Origin of the sequence: Pseudomonas sp. DR48, from assembly GCF_019823085.1 — a bacterium.
In the GTDB taxonomy this organism is placed as follows: Bacteria; Pseudomonadota; Gammaproteobacteria; order Pseudomonadales; family Pseudomonadaceae; genus Aquipseudomonas.
On record NZ_CP081946.1, the window covers coordinates 3,572,904 to 3,590,936 of the forward strand.

9 protein-coding genes are annotated in these 18,033 nt (G+C 59.3%); 6 read left to right on the forward strand and 3 right to left on the reverse strand.

Annotated features, from left to right (window positions below; translation table 11 throughout):
• The first annotated feature begins 64 nt into the window (after positions 1 to 64).
• Positions 65 to 664, forward strand: a complete 600-nt coding sequence (locus K5K95_RS16155) for an FMN-dependent NADH-azoreductase (RefSeq protein ID WP_222590233.1) — start codon at positions 65 to 67, stop codon at positions 662 to 664.
• A gap of 345 nt (positions 665 to 1,009) precedes the next feature.
• A complete protein-coding gene (locus K5K95_RS16160; RefSeq protein ID WP_222590234.1) occupies positions 1,010 to 1,876 on the forward strand; it encodes a carboxylate/amino acid/amine transporter in 867 nt (288 codons plus the stop codon).
• A gap of 8 nt (positions 1,877 to 1,884) precedes the next feature.
• Here the strand turns inward: K5K95_RS16160 and K5K95_RS16165 are convergent, their stop codons facing one another.
• Positions 1,885 to 2,772 carry a LysR family transcriptional regulator gene (locus K5K95_RS16165; protein WP_222590235.1) on the reverse strand — a complete coding sequence of 296 codons (888 nt, stop codon included), beginning with the start codon at positions 2,770 to 2,772 and terminating at the stop codon, positions 1,885 to 1,887.
• A 160-nt stretch (positions 2,773 to 2,932) separates the two neighbouring features.
• Between K5K95_RS16165 and K5K95_RS16170 the strand changes: the two genes are divergently transcribed.
• The gene (locus K5K95_RS16170) at positions 2,933 to 3,577 is read left to right on the forward strand and encodes a hydrolase (RefSeq protein ID WP_222590236.1); all 645 of its coding nucleotides are present in this window, start codon (positions 2,933 to 2,935) and stop codon (positions 3,575 to 3,577) included.
• 136 nt (positions 3,578 to 3,713) lie between these two features.
• Here K5K95_RS16170 and K5K95_RS16175 read toward each other — a convergent pair whose 3' ends face one another.
• On the reverse strand, positions 3,714 to 5,012 hold the full coding sequence (locus tag K5K95_RS16175; RefSeq protein ID WP_222590237.1) for a mechanosensitive ion channel family protein: 1,299 nt from the start codon (positions 5,010 to 5,012) through the stop codon (positions 3,714 to 3,716).
• 193 nt (positions 5,013 to 5,205) lie between these two features.
• On the opposite strand from K5K95_RS16175, the gene K5K95_RS16180 reads away from it, so the two are divergent.
• Positions 5,206 to 6,552 carry a DEAD/DEAH box helicase gene (locus K5K95_RS16180; protein ID WP_090181378.1) on the forward strand — a complete coding sequence of 449 codons (1,347 nt, stop codon included), beginning with the start codon at positions 5,206 to 5,208 and terminating at the stop codon, positions 6,550 to 6,552.
• Between the two features lie 70 nt (positions 6,553 to 6,622).
• Here the strand turns inward: K5K95_RS16180 and K5K95_RS16185 are convergent, their stop codons facing one another.
• Positions 6,623 to 6,898, reverse strand: coding sequence for a hypothetical protein (locus tag K5K95_RS16185; protein ID WP_222590238.1), 276 nt, complete (start codon positions 6,896 to 6,898; stop codon positions 6,623 to 6,625).
• 287 nt (positions 6,899 to 7,185) lie between these two features.
• Between K5K95_RS16185 and K5K95_RS16190 the strand changes: the two genes are divergently transcribed.
• Positions 7,186 to 8,892, forward strand: a complete 1,707-nt coding sequence (locus tag K5K95_RS16190; RefSeq protein ID WP_222590239.1) for a ShlB/FhaC/HecB family hemolysin secretion/activation protein — start codon at positions 7,186 to 7,188, stop codon at positions 8,890 to 8,892.
• A gap of 24 nt (positions 8,893 to 8,916) precedes the next feature.
• Entirely contained in the window at positions 8,917 to 18,033 is a 9,117-nt protein-coding gene (locus tag K5K95_RS16195) for a DUF6883 domain-containing protein (RefSeq protein ID WP_261398157.1), read from the forward strand.

Genomic DNA, 18,033 nt, shown 5'->3' on the forward strand with positions numbered 1-18,033 from the left:
GATATGACTCTGTTTAACCTTCACTCCATCGCCTTACAGCATTCTCAGATGGAGCCTACATCCCATGTCACGCGTTCTGATCATCGAAAGCAGCGCCCGTCAGCAAGACTCGGTTTCTCGTCAACTGACCCAGACCTTCATCAGCCAGTGGCAAGCCGCCCACCCCGCCGACCAGATCACCGTGCGTGACCTTGCGGTGAACCCGGTGCCGCACCTGGACATCAACCTGCTCGGCGGCTGGATGAAACCTGCCGAACAACGCAACGACATCGAACAGGTTGCCCTGGATCGCTCCAATGCGTTGACCGACGAACTGCTGGCTGCCGACGTGCTGGTCATGGCCGCACCGATGTATAACTTTGCCATCCCTAGCACCTTGAAAGCCTGGCTCGACCATGTGCTGCGTGCCGGTGTGACCTTCAAGTACACCGAGACCGGCCCGCAAGGCCTGCTCAGCGGCAAGCGCGCCTACGTGCTGACCGCTCGCGGCGGGATCTATGCCGGCAGCACCTCTGATCACCAGGAACCGTACCTGCGTCAGGTAATGGCTTTCATCGGGATCCACGACGTGACCTTTATTCACGCCGAAGGCATGAACCTGGGCGGTGACTTCCAGGAGAAAGGCCTGAACCAGGCCAATGCCAAACTTTCCCAAGTGGCTTGAGGCTTTAATCGCCAGATAATCCCTTGATGTTCAAGTGACCTGGCGCAACCCCTTCAAGGCTTTACGCGTATCGAACCTCCCTTTGCACTTGTTGCTCCTGAGTGCTGTAGCCCGATTGAACGCTTTAGCGAGATCGGGCTTTTTTTTGCCTGCGATTTGACGGGCATACCCATAACCCTGTGGGAGCGGGCTTGCCCGCGATAGCGGTGTATCAGGCTGCATTGAAGTCGAATGACACACCGCATTCGCGGGCAAGCCCGCTCCCACAGGGGATGTGTGTTGGCGGACTGTTCGCGATAACGAAAAAAAACCGCTATCGTCGCCGCCATTCGAAACGAGGCGAGCATGGGCTATCTACTTTTTGTCACGCTGATCCAGGCGTTTTCCTTCAGTCTGATCGGCGAATACCTGGCCGGTCACGTCGACAGTTACTTCGCGGTGCTGGTGCGGGTGTTGCTGGCGGGGCTGGTGTTCATTCCGCTGACACGCTGGCGTTCGGTAGAACCGGCGTTCATGCGCGGTATGCTGCTGATCGGTGCGTTGCAGTTCGGCGTGACGTACGTTTGCCTGTACCTGAGCTTCCGGGTGCTGACCGTTCCGGAAGTGTTGCTGTTCACCATCCTCACGCCGCTGCACGTGACCCTCATCGAAGACGCGCTGAACCGGCGCTTCAATCCGTGGGCTCTGGTCGCGGCATTGGTGGCGGTGATGGGCGCGGCAGTGATTCGCTACGACCGGATCAACCCGGACTTCTTCATGGGCTTCCTGCTGTTGCAACTGGCCAACTTCACCTACGCCGCCGGGCAGGTGCTTTACAAGCATCTGGTGGCGCGACATCCGAGCGATCTGCCGCATTATCGACGGTTTGGCTATTTCTATCTGGGTGCCTTGGCGGTGGTATTGCCGGCGTTCCTGCTGTTCGGCAAACAGAACTTCCTGCCTGAAGCACCGCTGCAATGGGGCGTGCTGGTATTCCTCGGCCTGGTCTCGACCGCGTTGGGAATGTACTGGTGGAACAAGGGCGCGTGCCTGGTGAACGGCGGGACCTTGGCGGTGATGAATAATCTGCATGTCCCTCTGGGGTTGCTGATCAATCTGCTGATCTGGAATCAGCATGAGGAGTTGGGGCGATTGTTCTTTGGTGGGGCGGTGATTCTGGCGGCGGTGTGGATCAGTCGGTTGGGCATCCGCAAACCTGCAATCGCACACTAAACCCTGCGTTATTTCTCCGATAACTGCTCCACCAAAAACTCAATGAACGTCCGGGTTTTCTGCGGGACCTTACGTGCCGAAGGGTACACCGCGTTGATCGTGATCGCGGGGGCCTGCCATTCACACATCACCGGCACCAGGCGGCCAGCCGCCAGTGCATCCTCGACAATGAAGTTTGGCAACAGGGCGATGCCCATGCCGGCTTCGGCGGCCTGGGCGAGCAAGTCGCCATTGTTGGCGTGTAAAGGGCCGGTCACGTTGACCCGTTGAGTTTCCGTGCCGTTACACAGCTGCAAGCTGACGCCACTTTGCAGGTACCCGTAGTTGAGGCACTGATGGGCGCGCAAGTCTTGCGGGGTCTGCGGTATGCCTGCGCGCGCCAGATACGCCGGGGACGCCACCATGATGCGCGGAGCCGGCGCCAGCTGCCGGGCGATCATCGTCGAGTCCGGCAGGCTGGCGATGCGGATGGTCACGTCGAAACCACCACGCACCGGGTCAACCTGCTGGTCACTGAGCACCAGTTGCAACTCGATGTTCGGGTGCTGCTCATGGAACAGCGGGATCAGCGGCCCCAGTCGACGCAGGCCGAAGGACATCGGCGCATTGACCCGCAACACTCCGCGCAATTCGCCGATGCCGTTACGCGCGCGCTGTTCGGCATCGTCCAGTGCGGCCAGCACTTCGCGGGCGGCGTCGAAGTATTCGGCGCCAGCCTCGGTCAAGTGCAGGCTGCGGGTGGTGCGCTGCAGCAATTGCACACCGATGGCTTCCTCCAGCGCCTGAATCTGTTTACTGACTTTTGATCGCGGCACATCCATTGCCCGTGCAGCCGCGGCAAAACCATTCTCGCCGACCGTGACGACAAAGGCGCGCATGCATTCGATGCGATCCATGATTGTCCCTATTTTAGAATCAATGATTCTCGATTTTATGGGATTGTCCCTTTTTGTGCCAGCTTCTAAAGTGACATCCAAGCCGACGACAAAGCCGCTGACGGCAACGTCGACTCACCCATTACTGACTTTGAAAAATCGACATCAAAAGGAACGCGCCATGTCTATTCGTGAACTGCTCAACCCAACCAACTCCGCCCTGATCCTGATCGACCACCAGCCACAAATGGCTTTTGGCGTGCAGTCAATCGACCGTCAAACGCTGAAGAACAACACGGTAGGCCTGGCCAAGGCCGCCAAGATTTTCAACGTGCCGACCATCTACACCTCTGTTGAAACTGAAAGCTTCAGCGGTTACATCTGGCCCGAGTTGCTGGCGGTTCACCCGGAGCAAAAGCCGATCGAGCGCACCTCGATGAACTCGTGGGAAGACAAGGCACTGGTTGACGCAGTGAAAGCCACCGGCCGCAAGAAGCTGATCATTGCCGCGCTGTGGACCGAGGTCTGCCTGACCTTCCCGGCACTCGAAGCATTGGCTGAAGGCTACGAGGTATACATCGTCACCGATGCATCCGGCGGCACCAGCAAGGAAGCACACGACATGTCGGTGCAGCGGATGATTCAGGCCGGTGCGGTACCGGTAACCTGGCAACAGGTCCTGCTTGAGTATCAGCGTGATTGGGCACACAAGGACACTTATGAAGCGGTAATGGAATTGGTGCTGGAACACAGCGGCGCGTATGGCATGGGCGTGGATTACGCTTACACCATGGTGCACAAGGCACCGCAGCGTCAGATCAAGTAACCCGTCCATCCCGAAAACGATGCAATCCCCTGTGGGAGCGGGCTTGCTCGCGAAGGCGAAGTGTCAGTCGACATCTGCTTTGACTGACACACCGCTTTCGCGAGCAAGCCCGCTCCCACTTTGGGTTCTGCGGGGGTTACATGATGTGTTTTTCAGGCTCGGGAATGTGGCTGGCACCGAGCATTGCCGGCAGCAACCCAGCCCGCAAATCCCCACCACTCGGTTGCTGATACAGGCTCAAGCCAAACTCCGGCAGCACCGCCAGCAGGTAATCGAAAATATCCCCCTGAATCCGCTCGTAATCGGCCCACGCCGTGGTGCGGGTGAAGCAGTAGATTTCCAGCGGGATGCCTTGGGCGGTGGTCTGCATCTGGCGGACCATGCACGTCATGTTCGGCTGGACCTCCGGGTGACTCTTCAAGTAGGCCAGTGCATAGGCGCGGAAGGTGCCGATGTTGGTCATCCGCCGACGGTTGGCGGACATCGCCGCCACATTGCCCTGAGCCTCGTTCCAGGCCTTGAGTTCGGCCTGTTTGCGGCTGATGTAGTCGGTCAGCAGGTGAACCTGGGACAACTTCAACTCCTCGTCATCGCGGATGAAGCGCACGCCACTGGCGTCGATGAACAGGCTGCGCTTGATCCGTCGCCCGCCGGACTGTTGCATGCCGCGCCAGTTCTTGAACGACTCGGACATCAGGCGCCAGGTCGGGATGGAGACGATGGTCTTATCAAAATTCTGCACTTTCACCGTGTGCAGCGTGATGTCCACCACGTCACCGTCGGCACCGACTTGCGGCATCTCGATCCAGTCGCCGACCCGCAGCATGTCGTTGCTGGTCAGTTGCACGCTGGCAACGAACGACAGCAGGGTGTCCTTGTAGACCAACAGAATCACCGCCGACATGGCACCCAGGCCAGACAGCAGCAACAGCGGCGAGCGGTCGATCAACGTGGCGACGATGATGATCGCGCCAAACACATACAGCACCATTTTCGTCAGCTGCACGTAGCCTTTGATCGAGCGGGTGCGGGCATGCTCGGTGCGCGCGTAGATGTCCAGAAGGGCGCTGAGCAGGGCACTGACCGCCAGCAACAGGAACAGAATGGTGAACGACAGCGCGACATTGCCGAGGAAAATCAGGCTGGTCTTGCTCAATTCCGGCACCAGATGCAGGCCGAACTGGATCACCAGCGAGGGCGTCATCTGCGCCAGCCGATGAAACACTTTGTTGTGGCGAAAGTCGTTGATCCAGTGCAGCGCTGGCTGGCGACCGAGGATTTTGGTCGCATGCAGAATGAGGTAGCGCGCCACTCGTCCGAGGACCAGCGCAATCATCAGCAGCAGGATCAGCGCCAGGCTGGAATGCAGGAGCGGGTGCTGATCGAGGGCACCCCAAAGGTCTTGGGCGTTGAGCCAGAGCTGTTTGATATCCATGGGCGAAAACGGTTCTTCTATGGGACGCGACGGGGCGATTAGAGCATTTAAGACGCAATGCATGACGTTTGGAGACAAATCAGGCAACAAAAAAGCCACTGTTTACCGTCGTTTGTATAAAGACACTCGGCCTTCGCGCTCGAAACCGTTACCCTATGCAGCTGTTTTTTTGTATTTCTTCGAGGTAGCACCCGTGTTTTCCCAATTCGCCCTGCACGAACGCCTGCTCAAAGCCGTGGCCGAGCTTAAATTTGTCGAGCCAACGCCAGTGCAAGCAGCGGCTATTCCGCTGGCGCTCCAAGGGCGTGACCTGCGGGTGACAGCGCAAACAGGTAGCGGCAAGACCGCTGCATTCGTTTTGCCAATCCTCAACCGTCTGATCGGCCCGGCGAAAGTCCGCGTCAGCATCAAGACCCTGATCCTGCTGCCGACCCGCGAACTGGCGCAGCAGACCATCAAGGAAGTCGAGCGCTTTGCGCAGTTCACTTTCATCAAATCCGGCCTGATCACCGGCGGTGAAGACTTCAAGGTCCAGGCCGCTATGCTGCGCAAGGTGCCGGACATCCTGATCGGTACGCCGGGCCGGATGATCGAGCAACTGAACGCCGGCAACCTTGACCTCAAGGAAGTCGAAGTGCTGGTCCTCGACGAAGCCGACCGCATGCTCGACATGGGCTTTGCCGAAGACGTCCAGCGCCTGGTGGAAGAGTGCACCAACCGCCAGCAGACCATGCTGTTCTCCGCCACCACCGGCGGTTCGGGCCTGCGCGAGATGGTCGCCAAGGTCCTGAACAATCCAGAACACTTGCAGCTGAACAACGTCAGCGATCTGAACGCGACCACCCGTCAGCAGATCATTACCGCTGACCACAACCAGCACAAAGAACAGATCGTGAACTGGCTGCTAGCCAACGAGACCTATCAGAAGGCCATCGTGTTCACCAACACCCGGGCCATGGCCGACCGTATCTACGGCCGCCTGGTGGCGCAGGACTACAAAGCGTTCGTCCTGCACGGTGACAAGGACCAGAAGGACCGCAAGCTGGCCATCGACCGCCTGAAGCAAGGCGGCGTGAAGATCCTCGTCGCCACCGACGTCGCCGCTCGCGGCCTCGACGTGGAAGGCCTGGATCTGGTGATCAACTTCGACATGCCCCGCAGCGGCGACGAATACGTTCACCGCATCGGTCGTACCGGTCGCGCCGGCAACGATGGCCTGGCCATCTCGCTGATCTGCCACGGCGACTGGAACCTGATGTCGAGCGTCGAGCGCTACCTCAAGCAGAGCTTCGAGCGCCGCACCATCAAGGAAGTCAAAGGCACCTACGGCGGACCGAAAAAGGTCAAGGCCTCGGGCAAAGCCGTTGGCGTGAAGAAGAAAAAGGTCGACGCCAAGGGCGACAAGAAGAAAACCGGCGCCAAGGCACCGACCAAGCGCAAGATCGCTAACCGCCCGAAGACCGACGCACTGTCGCTGGTCAGCAAGGACGGCATGGCGCCACTCAAGCGCCGCAAGCCGGAAGCGCCAGCAGCTGAATAAGCCGTTGTAGCGACCCATAAAAAAACCGGACTGATGTCCGGTTTTTTTATACCCAGGATTTAACGACTGATCAGCCTTCGACTTTTTTGTCTGCCGTTTGCAACTCCTTCAGACGCTGATCAATCAACTGGCACTTGTCCGGCAAATCCTTGCTGGCGGTCCCCAGATCCATCTTCTGCAACTCGGCGTTGATTTCTTTGGCCTTGGTCGGATTCTGCTCGGTGAGCCTGGACACTTCCTTGGCCAGCTGTTCGCGCTTGGCGGTGGCTTCCTCCGGCGTGCAGGCCCAAGCGGGGAGGGCACAGGCAAACGTGGCGGCGAGGGTGAGCGTTATCAGGGTTTTCATGGCAAGCCTCGAATTCCGTATTTGGCGGTTAAACGGTTGAGGTTGCGGGTAGCTGAAAGTTCATCTGGCTGTAGGACGCATCGCTCTTCGGAAATATCTCGTCAAATACGGCCTCTTTTCTCGGCTCCATCAGGAAACGTCCTGCAGCCCTGCCGGAAGCAGCTGATTTAACCAAGACCGTTCGTCGCCTAACCTACTCGAATGGATCCATTATTTGACGCCAGAATAGTGGCTCTCTAATATCGCGCCACTATTTTGCTATCACTCTTCATTTCGAGGGATCGAACATGTGCCCACCCGCCCTCGTGGCGAGGTTGTGCCTGGCTTTGCTGTGCCTTTCTCCGCTGAATCCTGCTTATTCCGCCCCCACCCCCGGTGAAACCGATCTGATCCGCGAACGCCAGGATCGCTTGCTCGAAGACCAGCGTCGGCGTCTCGAAGAGCTCAAGGAACTACCCGGCAAGGAAGCCAAGCCCGCCGCACCCACGGCACCTGCCGACACGCGTTGCTTCCCGATCCAGGACATCGAACTCAAAGGCGCCGACAGCCTTTCCGATCGCGAAAAAACACGTCTGCTCAAGCCGTACATCGGCCAATGCCTGGGCGTTACGCAGCTCAACGAATTGCTGAAAGTCATCACCGATCACTACATCGAAAAAGGCCTGGTCACCAGCCGCGCCTACTTGCCACAACAGGATTTGTCCGGCGGGCATTTGAAGGTGCTGGTGGTCGAAGGCAAGCTCGAAGGGTTGAAGGGCGCGCAAGACAGCCAGCTGTCAGACCGCGAACTGGCCATGGCTTTTCCGGGCAAGACCGGCGAGCTGGTCAACCTGCGCGAAATCGAGCAACTGGTCGATCAACTCAATCGCTTGCCATCGAACCAGGCACAGATGGAACTGGCGCCGGGCAAGAACGTCGGCGGCAGCGAAGTGCTGGTCAAGAACACTCCACAGAAGCCGTGGCGTGCCGGTTTGTCGCGCAGCAACGACGGCCAGCGCAGCACCGGCGAGCAGCAGTGGGGCACGACGTTCGATTGGGACAGCCCGCTGGGTCTGGCGGACCAGTTGAATCTGCGCGGCGGCCACGATGCGGTGAGCGATCACCAGCACACCTCCAGCAACGCGATGCTCAATTACAACCTGCCGTGGGGTTGGTGGAACTTCAATTACACCTACAGCCAGAGTGACTATCGCTCATTGGCCCAAGCCAACGGCTTCAACTTCAAACAGACCGGCGACAGCGAAAACCATCAGCTACACGCCGAGCGGGTGATCCATCGCGATGCCGTGAGCAAGACGTCCCTCAGCACCGGTCTGTCTTACCTGCGCACCAACAACTTCATTGAAGACAGCAAGCTCAAGCTGAGCAGTAACCGCATCAGCGAAGCGCAGTTCGGCATCAACCACGGTCGGCGGATCGGCAGTGCCTTCGTCAACCTGGATCTGGGGATGCAGGAAGGCATCGGCATTCTGGACGCGCAGGGCAACGGTCATCCAGGGCCAGGCGAACCCGACGCGCGCTATCGCAAATACACCGGCACCTTGAGCTACCTGCAACCGTTCAAGGTGTGGGGCGAGTCGTTCAGTTTCAGCAGCCTGATGACCGGCCAACACAGTGAAGACGTGCTGTTCAGCCCGCAACGCACCAGCCTCGGCGGGCTGTCTTCGATCCGCGGTTACAAGGACCAGTCCTTGTCCGGCGACAGCGGCGGCTACTGGCGCAACGACCTGCGCTGGAGCCGTCCGGTCACCCTGGAATGGCTACGCCCAGTGTTCGCCGAATACGGCACCAGCCTCGGCTACGACCAAGGCGTGATCACCCATGATCGCTACAACGGCGATCAACACGGGCGCATGTCCAGCAACTCGGTCGAGTTGTTCGCGCGAGGTCAACACCTGGCCGCCAGCGTGACCTTTGCCCATTCCCTGGAACGTCCGGACACCCTGGCCGAGCGCGAAGCGCCGATCTATTTCCGCCTGGATCTCTTCCTCTAATTTCGCTGCATCGGGACCTTTCACATGGACGTTCGCCACTACGTTTTTCTCGCTCGCCAACCTTCTGCTGCCGTGAAAACCCGCGAGCACTTCCTGGGCATGCCCAAGCGCGGACTGGCGTTCCTGTTGGCCAACGTGATGTTTTGGCAACCGATGTGGGCTCAGGCCGATGGCATCGTCGTGGCTACGCCGGGCACCAGCCTCGGTCAGGCGGGCAATGGCGTGCCGATCATCCAGATCGCCACCCCCAACGGCACCGGCCTGTCGCATAACCAGTTTCAGGATTACAACGTCGGTACCCAAGGCGTCATCCTCAACAACGTCGCCGCGCAGACCGGCGCGACGCAACTGGGCGGCATCATTGTCGGCAACCCCAACCTGACCAACCGGGGCGCGGCGCAAACCATCCTCAACGAAGTGGTCGGCGGCAGCCCAAGTCAATTGCGCGGCTACACCGAAGTGGCGGGGCAATCGGCGCGGGTCATCGTCGCCAACCCCTACGGCATCAGCTGCAACGGTTGCGGTTTCATCAACACGCCACGCGTGACGTTGACCACCGGCAAACCGGTGCTCGACAACGGTCGACTGGATCGCTTCCAGGTCGATCAGGGCAGCGTCACGATTGATGGCGCCGGGCTCAATGCCAACAACGTCGACAGCTTCGAAATCATCACCCGCAGCGCGAAGATCAATGCCGAGATTCAGGCGAAGAACCTGACCATCGTGGCCGGTCGCAACGACGTCAATGCCGACAACCTCAACGCCACCGCCCGCGCCGATGACGGCAGCCCCAAGCCGCAACTGGCCATCGACTCATCGGCCTTGGGCGGGATGTACGCCGGGGCGATCAAACTGGTCGGCACCGAGGCCGGGGTCGGGGTGAAACTCGATGGCAACCTCGCGGCCAGTGGTGGCGATATTCAGATCGATGCCAATGGCCATCTGAGCCTGGCGCAGACTTCTGCTGCCGGTGCGGTGAATGTCAAAGCTGCCAGCCTTGATGCCCTGGGCCCGGTTTATGCCGGCACCTCCGTCAACGTACAAACCCAAGGCAACCTGACCAACCAGCAAACCCTTGCGGCGCGGGACAGCATCGTTCTGAGTGCCGGTGGTGTGCTGACCAACAACAGCATCATCGAAGCCGGGGTCAATGCTGACACCAGCCGTAACGCCACGGGTGATGTGAGCCTGAGCGCGCAGAATCTCAACAACAGCGGCAAAAGCGTGGTTGCCAGTCGCAATATCACCGTGAATACCGCGCAGACCCTGACTAACCAGGGCGGTACGCTGAGCGCCGGGCAAACCGCCAACATCACCGCCGGGACTCTGGATAACCAGAACAAAGGTCGGGTGTTGAGTAACGGCAGTCTCAATCTCGCGGCCAATCAGGTACTCAATGGCAATGGTCTGATTACCAGTACCGGAAATCTCAACGCCACCCTTGGTTACCTGAACAATCGCGCTGGCGAACTCTCGAGCCTGGCCGCCGCGACGTTGCGCGTGGCGACTCTGGATAACGTGGCAGGGCTGGTGAACGCCGGTCAGGCCTTGAGCATCACCGCCACGGCGACGGTGAACAATCAGGGCGGCAAACTCACCAGCCTCGACGTCCTGAGCCTCAACGCCGGCAGGGTCGATAACAGCAGCGGGGGCCGGATTGCCAGCAACAAAGCGCTGACCGCCAGTGTCGTCAGTCTCGATCAGCATGATGGTGGGCAGCTCACCAGCGCTACGTCGTTGGCGCTGGATCTGAATCACGGCGAGCTGAACAACCAGAACGGTTTGATTAACGCCCCGTTGCTGGTGCTAAAAAACCTCGCGCAGGTGGACAACCGCAACGGCGAAATTTCCAGTGCCCAAGCGTTCACGCTGGCGGCTGACAGCCTCGACAACAGCAACGGCAAACTGCTCGGCAACCAGACCGTGACCCTGCGCGTGCAGCAGTCCCTGACCAACGTCACAGGCGTGATCGCGGCGCAAAGCGTCGATGTACAGGCCGGTAGCCTGAACAACAACAGCGGCACTCTTACCAGTCGCACCAACCTCGATCTTCGGGTTACCGGCCAGCTCGATAACCAGGACAAGGGGCTGATCAACGCTACCCAAAACCTGAGCATCAACGCGGCGAGTTTGAACAATCAGAACGGCGGCTCGTTGCTCGGCAGCGCCATTGCCATCGACTTCAGCGGCACCATGGGCGACCTGAACAACGCCAACGGCCTGATCACCACTGCCGGGCAACTGAGCATCCGCAACCTGCGGGACTTGAACAACCGTGGCGGTGAACTCTCCAGCAGCCAAAGCTACACGCTGAAGGGCCGCAACCTGGACAACAGCGACGGCAAACTCATCAGTCGCCAGCAACTGGACCTCACTGCCGATGCCACCACTAACCTCAATGGTCTGATTTCCGGCTGGCAAAGCCTGAGCCTTTTGGGCGGCAGCCTCGACAACCGCAATCATGGCACCTTGTCGAGCCGCGACGGTGACGTGCTGGTGGACCTTACCGGCGCTGTGCTCAACAGCAACGCTGGCGCTCTGGCCAGTAACGGCACGTTGAAGGTCACGGCGGCCAGCCTCGACAACAGTGACAACGGCATTCTTTCCAGTGCCGGCGCGCAAACGTTTGTCATTGCCGGAACACTGAATAACGCCCAAGGCGGTTTGATCGACAGCGGCGCCGCTCTGGATATTCAGGCTCAAACCCTGAACAACGCCAATGCAACCATCAATGCCCAAAACGACATCAGTTTCACCGGCACCCATCTGAACAACAGCGTCGGTACCTTGGCCGGCAAGGGCGCGATCACCCTCGATCTGCTCGGCACCCTGAGCAATACCAATGGCAAACTGGTGAGCAACGGCCCACTGGTGATCAAGCACGCGCAGCAGATCGACAACCAGGGCGGCCAGCTTGCCAGCCAGGGGTTGCTGAGCCTGTTGACCGGAGGCCTCGATAACCGCAATGGCGGCACTGTCGCGGCCAATGATTCGTTGACCATTACCGCCAGCGGCACCGTACAGAACAGCGCGGGCGGTCAGATCTTCAGCAGTGACGCAGGACTGACGCTCGACGCCGCCAGCCTCGATAACGCCAAGGGCATTGTGCAAAGCCAGGGCGATCTGACGGTGAAAACCACCGGCGCCATCGATAACCAAAGCGGGCGCATCGTCGCCAAGGCCGGCAACCTCGACATCACCGCCGCCAGCCTCGACAGCCGTGGCGGTGTGCTCTCCAGCCTGCAAGGTGCGTTCAGTAGCCATATCACCGGCGTACTGCGTAACGGCTATGACCTGAACAATAACCGTCAGGGCGGGGTCATTCAGGCCCAGAGCCTGGACCTCAAGGCACTGGCCGGCCTCGACAACTATGGCGGGCGAATCACCGCGCAAACCGGTGATGCCATCGTCGACACCGGCACCAACGGCAACTTCGACAACCGCAATGGCGGCCTGTTTGCCCTGGGGCGCATCAGTGTCTCGGGCAAGGACTTTTACAACAACGGCGACGCCGACAGCCAGGTCGGCGCAAAACAGATCGACCTCAGCCTGCGCGGCGCCTTGAACAACCGCAAAGGGATCATTGAAAGCACCAGCACCCTGAGCATCAGCGCCGGTAGCGTGGATAACCAGACCGGCCAGTTGCGCGCACTGGGCACTGCCGGCAAAACAGCGTTCAGCATTGGTGGGGTGTTCGACAACAGCAACGGCACTGTCGAAAGCGCCAACACTGACCTGAGCCTTGGCGCTGGAGGACTGCTCAACGTCGGCGGCAACGTACTGCACGTCGGTACCGGTATTTTCGATATCGCGACAGGTCAAGTCGGCAGCGCGGGCGGCACCTTCGTCACCCGTGGCAGCCTGACGCTCAACGCCGACGGCTGGACCAACAGCAGTGTGATCCAGGCCGATCGCCTGACCGTCAACGTCAACAGCCTCAATCAGACATCCGGCGGCCAGTTGTTGGCCGGCAGCCAGTTGACCGGCAATGGCGGCAATTGGAACAACGATGGCTTGATCGCCAGCGATGGCAAACTCGATCTGACACTGAGGGGCAACTACAGCGGCAATGGTCGCCTCAGCAGCCTCGGTGATCTGACGCTCAAAGCCAATCAACTGACCCTCAACGCGGCGACCAGCATCGCCGGTGGTGGCAACACCACGGTTAACATCAATGGCGAGTTGAACAACCAAGGCCGTTTGACCTCCAGCGGCGACCTGATCATCAGCGCCGCCAACCTTAACAACTACGGCACGATCGGTTCCGGTAAAGACCTGACCCTCACCACCGGCGCACTGCTCAACAGCCGCGGTCTGATTTCCAGCGGCGGCGATATGCGGCTGCTGCTGTCCAGCTTCACCAACGCCTATGGCCAGGTCTATGGCCTGAGCAACGTGCACATTGGCCGGGACCGCGACAGCGGCAAGGCCGACTTGCTGGACAACCGTTCCGGCGACATCTACAGCGCGCAGGACCTGACCATCAATGCCCTGACGGTGAACAACGTACGGGACATTCTGGAATACACCGCGCATGAGAAAAGTTCGGTGGTGATCACTGAGCTGGACTGCAACCTGATCCCGATTGCGGGGTGCGACTTCCGCAGCGGTTCGCGTCGTAACGGCCATTGGGAGATTGCCGAGACCGACCGCCTGAAGGTTTCTGACAGCAGCGAGGCTGCGAGTCTGACCAGCGGCGGCGACATGACGATCAACGCTCAGGTGCTGAACAACACCAGCAGCACCATCGCGTCCACAGGCAACATCACTGTCACTGCCGACACGATCAACAACACCGGGCTGCAAGAGCAGGACATCATCACCAAGCGCACATTCTGGAACTACGTCGACCAAATCTTCGCCACGGTGCCTGCAGCGGCTGAGTTCAATCAGAAAAACAGCCCAGCCCCCTCGGCCACGGTCGAATCCGACCTGAGCTACTTCATCAGTTTGCTGGGCGGCGGCATGCTGACCGAAAGCACCACCACGGTAGCGGGTTCCGGCAGTTCCTATGATGCGGTGATCCAGGCCGGCGGCAACATTTCCCTCAACGCGACGCAGACCATCGACAACAGCGTGGTGCGTCCTTATTACAGCTACGTCGCTGGCGGAAAGACCAACACTGAGACGGGGGCCGGCAACGGCTTCTCCACGCCGGTGACTATCAACGCGCAACTGCCGCCGGATCTTGCCCAGCAGCACGTCAACCCGGTGGATCTGCCCGGCTTCAGCCTGCCCACCGGCCAGAACGGGATGTTCCGTCTGAGCCAGGAAGGCATCAGCGCCCCGACCTCGACCGGCCCGCAGAGCTGGACGCTTAGCGGCGGCAAAGTCACCGCCGGTGCATCGTCTACGCCGGTCACCATCAACCGCGTCCAGGGCCTGCCCAGCAACGCCGGCAAATCCCAGCCGCACAAATACCTGATCGAAACCAACCCGGTACTCACCGACCTCAAGCAATTCATGAGCTCGGACTACCTGCTCCAAGGCTTGGGTTACAACCCTGATCAAAGCGCCAAGCGCCTGGGCGACGGGCTCTTCGAACAGAAACTGATCCAGCAAGCCGTGGTCGCCCGCACCGGCCAGCGCTTCATCGACGGCCAGACCTCGGACGAGGCGGTTTTCAAGTACCTGATGAACAACGCCATCGCCAGCAAGGACGCGTTGAACCTCAGCCTCGGCGTCACCCTTACCGCACAACAAGTCGCGGCCCTGACCCACGACATCGTCTGGCTCGAAGAGCACGAAGTGAATGGCGAAAAAGTCCTGGTGCCGGTGCTGTACCTGGCCAACGCCAACAACCGCCTCGCCGCCAACGGCGCGTTGATCCAGGGCAGCGACGTGACCCTGATCGCGGGTAAAGACCTGAACAACGCCGGCACCCTGCGCGCCAGCCAGAACCTGGAGGCGACGGCCAAAAAAGACCTGGTCAGCAGCGGGCTGGTGGAGGCCGGGGAACGGTTGGACTTGCTCGCCACCAATAACCTCACCAACAAGGCGGGGGGCATCATTGCCGGGCGGGACGTAACGCTCAGCGCCACGAACGGCGACGTCGTCAACGAGCGCACGGTGACCTCCCACGACAGCAGCGTCGGCGACTACAGCCACGCGCGCGACTTCGTGGACAGCGCCGCCCGCATCGAAGCCGCCAACAAACTGGTGATCAACGCCGGGCGCGACGTCCTCAATACCGGGGGTGTGTTGAAAAGCGGTGGCGACATGACCATCGATGCCAAGCGCGACGTCAGCATCACCGCCGTGGAAGAGCGCCACTCCGACAGCCGTACCGACTTCCTCGACTCTACCCTGACCCAGCACGGCGCCAGCGTCAGTGCGGGCGGGGACCTGACCGTCAATTCCGGCCGCGACGTAACCGTGGTGGCGAGCAAGCTCGACGCCAAAGGCGACGTGACGATAGACGCCAAGGGCGACCTGCTGTTCGCCACCGCCGCCGACGAACAACACAGCTACTTCAAGGACAAAAAGGAAACCCGCCAGGAAGACCACGTCAGCCAGATCGGCACCTCACTGGACGCGGGAGGCAAACTCACCCTCAAGTCCGGCAAGGACATGACGCTGGTTGCCAGCGATATCAGCGCCGGCAAAGAAGCTTATCTGCATGCCGACGGTGATCTGCAACTGCTGGCCGCACAGGACAGTGATTACTCGCTGTATGACATGAAAAAAAGCGGTGGTTGGGGCAGCGAAAAGACCCAGCGCGATGAGGTGACGCAGGTCACCCACATCGGTACGCAGATCAAGTCCGGCGGCGACCTGACGCTGTCCAGTGGTGGGGATCAGCGGTATCAGGTGGCGAGGCTGGAGAGTGGCAAGGACATCACGCTGGACAGTGGTGGGGCGATCATTTTTGAAGGGGTGAAGGACCTGCATGACGAGAGCCATACCAAGAGTGATGGCGACGCCTTTTGGACCTCATCGAAAGGCAAGGGCAATACCGACGAGACACTGCGCCAGACCCAGATGATTGCCAAAGGCAACATCGTGATCAAGGCTGTGGATGGCCTGAAAATAGACATAAAACAGGTCGATCAGCAAAGCGTCAGTCAGACCATTGATGCGATGGTCCAGGCTGATCCGCAACTGGCCTGGCTGAAGCAAGCCGAAGCTCGGGGCGATGTGGACTGGAGGCAGGTCAAGGAGATTCATGAGTCGTTCAAGTACAGCAACTCGGGACTCGGGCCGGCATCGCAGTTGATCATTGCGATTGCGTTGGCTGCCGTCATGGGGCCGATGATGGCCGGCATGAACACGATGTTGCAGGCAGTCGCGGTGAGTGCCGCGACCAAGGCCACTGTCAGCACCATCGACAACCGGGGCAATCTTGGCAAGGTCATCAAGGACGTTACCTCAAAGGACAGTATCAAAGGTTATGTGACGGCCGCCGCAACAGCGGGCGTTATGCAAGGACTCAATTACGATCCGGGCGCACTGGGGCTAGATGCCAATAGCGTGAAGATTGTGGCGATCAAGGTAACCGCCGACGCAGTGGTCAAGACGGCTGTCTACGGAGGAAGCTTCAAAGACAATCTGGCCAGTTCGGCTGCCAGCGTAGCCGCAAGTATTGGCGGCGCAGTCGGGGCCGGGAAAATTGGCGATCTGCCCCTGCCAGAGGGCGGTTTGGAAAAAATTCTGCTGCATGCGGGTTTGGGTGGCTTGCTAGCTGAAGCGATGGGCGGAGATTTCCGAACCGGAGCGCTGGCAGGTGGCGCCAACGAAATACTGGTCGGATTGCTGGGCGACAAACTTTTACCTTCGAACCTCGTTCCTGGTTCCACGGACTACAACCAGGCCCAGGCCAACATTCTCGCGCTTTCGCAAATTGTGGGGGTGCTAGGCGCAGCGGCTTCGGGTGGGGATGTCGGGGTTGGTGCTGCGGTGGCGGCGAATGCTACGCAGTACAACTTCTTGGGCGATCACGCTGAAGCCAAACGTGATCAAGCGCGTGAAGAGTTCAAGGAAACAAATGGTATTGGTGCCGCCAGACAACTGGTGGAGCTGGAAGGCGCTGATCAACGAAGCGATAACCTTCTTGCGAAATATCGACTGGGCAACGGCTCGCTCTCGGCTGCGGAACTCGCGGAGCTAAATGCGTATGTGCAGGTTTACACATACGATATGGCGCTCAAATACGGTGAAGATGTAGCGCGTACCCTTACGAATGCTTTGATCCAGAACGGTCCTGATTCCGTTGGCATTTATCCCTATGCCGGGACCACCGAGGCAAAAAACGCCTTCGCCGACGCGTTGCGTACACAACTGGGAGGCTGGGTCGATCAGTTGGCGTGGAACAGGCCAAAAAGTGAAAACGAGCTGGTTTATAAAGACGCCCAAGGCTATTTGCAGATTAACAACGAGCAACAGGGGCTTTCGAACCTCGGTAATCCGGCGTTGTACGGTCTCACTGGCCCATTGGGGACTGGTATACGAATCGCGGCAGCGGCCAACGGTGTGCTCCAGGCGGGTTATGGTGTGGATCAGGCGTTTAATGGTGATCTCTGGAACGCTGCTGGGAACATAGTGGTGGGGGCTCTGGGAGTCGCTAGTGTTAGGGTTCCGAATACGCGTTTGCCGAATGCTTCGGGCATAGGCGAGCTTCCTGTGACGAATCCGAATCCAGGTAGTACGCTTGTAAAAGAGGCGGCAGACGTATTTGATAGGACTACGGTAGGTGCAAAAGCAACCGGAGAGGTAGCTGCTACCGTGCCGCGGACTCCTCTAGCAGGTCCGACAGGTAACTGGAAAAATTACACTCACGCAGAGGCTGTCATTCAGACCCAAACATCTGGTCGGTTGGTAAATGCAGAACAAGCGGTTATTGATCCGAGCAAAGTGACATCTTATGCATTGAACACAGCGCACCCTGTTGGCGGTAACAAAGCAAAGGTGTTTGAGTCGGCTTTGGGCTACAATCAAACGAATGCTGCCAGTTTGATAACAAAAGTACAGGAGGGTGCAGCGTTGTATCCTGCGAAGTTAGGCGTTTCTGATAAATTTGGTCAGCGTATAACTATAGATATGCCAATAACTGGGCCAAATGGTAATACGGCAACTGTCCGTACAGGCTGGATATATGATCCGGGCTCTGCCACACCTAGGATGACGACCCTCTATGTCAAGTAA